Consider the following 2,326-nt stretch of genomic DNA (forward strand, 5'->3'; position numbering starts at 1 on the left):
GAGCTGCGCGCCATCTGCGCCGTGCTGGAGGGCATCGCGCCGCTGCCGGCGGCCTGGCGGCGGCTGGTGGCCTTCGCCGCCTACTACTACCAGCGCAGCGTGGGCGAGATCGCCGTGACGGCCCTGCCGCCGCAACTGCGCGACATGACGGCCGAGCAACTGGCGCGCCGGCTCAGGCCGACCAAGGCCGCGGCGAAGAGAGCGGCCAAGGCTGCAAAGGCGGAACAGGCGCAACAGGCGCCTGGCGCTGCGCCTGCATCAGCGCTCGCACCGGCCGCCGCAGACATTCCCCCCATCGTCCTCAGCGCCGAGCAGGCCGACGTCTTCACGCAGATCGCCGCCCACCCCGGCCCCTTCCTGCTCTACGGCAGCACGGGCAGCGGCAAGACCGAGGTCTACCTGAGGACCACCCAGGCCGCGCTGGATGCCGACCCCGGCGCCCAGGTGCTGGTGATGGTGCCCGAGATCAACCTCACGCCCCAGCTGGAGCAGCGCTTCCTGGCGCGCTTTGCGCCGCAGTACGGAGCGGCCTGCGTGGTCAGCATGCACAGCGGCATGACCAACCCGCAGCGGCTCAAGAGCTGGCTGGCGGCACACACGGGCACGGCGCGCATCGTGCTGGGCACGCGCATGTCGGTGTTCGCCAGCCTGCCGGGGCTGTCGCTGATCGTGGTGGACGAGGAGCACGACGCCAGCTACAAGCAGCAGGAAGGCGCGCGCTACTCGGCGCGCGACCTGGCCATCTGGCGCGGGCGCGATACCGGCGCCAAGGTCATCCTGGGCAGCGCCACGCCCTCGCTGGAGAGCTGGCACGCCAGCCGCCCGCCCAATGCCGACGAGCCGCAGGGCGGCCGCTACCTGCGCCTGCACATGCCCAGCCGCATCGGCGCGGCCGCCCTGCCGCGCGTGCGCCTGGTGGACATGGGCCAGCAGCCGCACAAGGCCGTGTTCTCGCCGCCGCTGATCGATGCCATCACCGAGCGTGTGCAGCGCGGCGAGCAAAGCCTGGTGCTGCTCAACCGCCGCGGCTTCGCGCCCGTGCTGTTCTGCGCCGACTGCGGCTGGAAAAGCGACTGCCCGCACTGCAGTGCCCACCAGGTCTTCCACAAGGCCGACCGCACGCTGCGCTGCCACCACTGCGGCTACACCCAGCGCGTGCCCATGGCCTGCCCCGGCTGCGGCAATCCCGACATCCTGCCGCTGGGCAAGGGCACGGAGCAGCTGGAGGAAGAACTGGCCCGCCTGCTGCGCAATGTGCAGCGCCCCGACCGCGAGCCCGCCCGCGTGGCGCGCATCGATGCCGACACCACGCGCGCCAAGGGCGCACTGGAGGAGCAACTGGCCCAGGTGCATGCCGGCGACATCGACGTGCTGGTCGGCACCCAGATGGTGGCCAAGGGCCATGACTTCCGGCGCATCACCCTGGTGGCCGCCGTCCAGCCCGACAGCGCTCTTTTCTCCAGCGACTACCGAGCGCCCGAGCGCCTGTTCAGCCTGCTGATGCAGGCCGCCGGCCGCGCAGGACGCGACGCGCACTACGTGGCCGCCCAGGGCAGCCATCCGGAGATGTGGATACAGACGCACGACCCGTCCCATCCCGTCTACACCGCGCTGCGCTCGCACGACTACCCTGCCTTTGCGGCGCGCCAGCTGCGCGAGCGGCGCGATGCGGGCATGCCGCCGTTTGCCTTCCAGGCCATCGTGCGTGCCGATGCGCGCAGCCAGGAGGCCGCCCAGGCCTTTCTGGCCGCCGCCGCCCAAGCCGCGCGCCAGGCCGGCCTGCCCCATGTGGACGATGTGTTTCTCTACCCGCCCATTCCCATGTCCGTCCAGCGCGTGGCCAATGTGGAGCGGGCGCAGATGCTGATCGAGTCGGCCCAGCGGCCCGCCCTGCTGCGCTTTCTCTGGGCCTGGCAGGCGCATCTGCACTGGATCAGGGCACAGCCCGAGCACCGCGCCCTGGTGCGCTGGCTGGTGGACGTGGACCCGCTGGCCATCTGAGCGTGGTACGGCCTTTGGAACGGCCCCAAAAAACCCCAAGCCTTTCAGGCCTTGGGCGCAATCCCGCAAAGCGTTCACCGCTCCTTTTTCGGAAGCGCTTTTAGCGCATTCGCTGCGTGGCTCCCATCGGGATTTGCGCTGATGCAGGCGGGGCATGTTTATTGCATCGTGCCGCATTCAGCCCACAAGGCTGGATCATTCAATGCCTTTCCAGGAGCGATACATGCCGTTCACCCCCTTCCGTATGACCTTGATGGCCGTCGCGCTTGCGCTGGCAGGCTGCGCGTCCCAGCCCGGCGCCAGCCAGGCCCCCGCAGCCGCAGCG

Annotated in this window: 1 protein-coding gene; it reads left to right on the plus strand. The window is 70.4% G+C overall.

Annotated elements, in window-relative coordinates; all coding sequences use genetic code 11:
- Positions 1-2,001, plus strand: a 2,001-nt coding sequence (gene priA, locus L995_RS25015; RefSeq protein WP_047474061.1) for a replication restart helicase PriA, incomplete at its 5' end; no start/stop codon positions are given.
- Positions 2,002-2,326: the final 325 nt, after the last annotated feature.

It is taken from the genome of Delftia sp. ZNC0008 (assembly GCF_000799035.1).
GTDB lineage: Bacteria > Pseudomonadota > Gammaproteobacteria > Burkholderiales > Burkholderiaceae_C > Comamonas > Comamonas tsuruhatensis.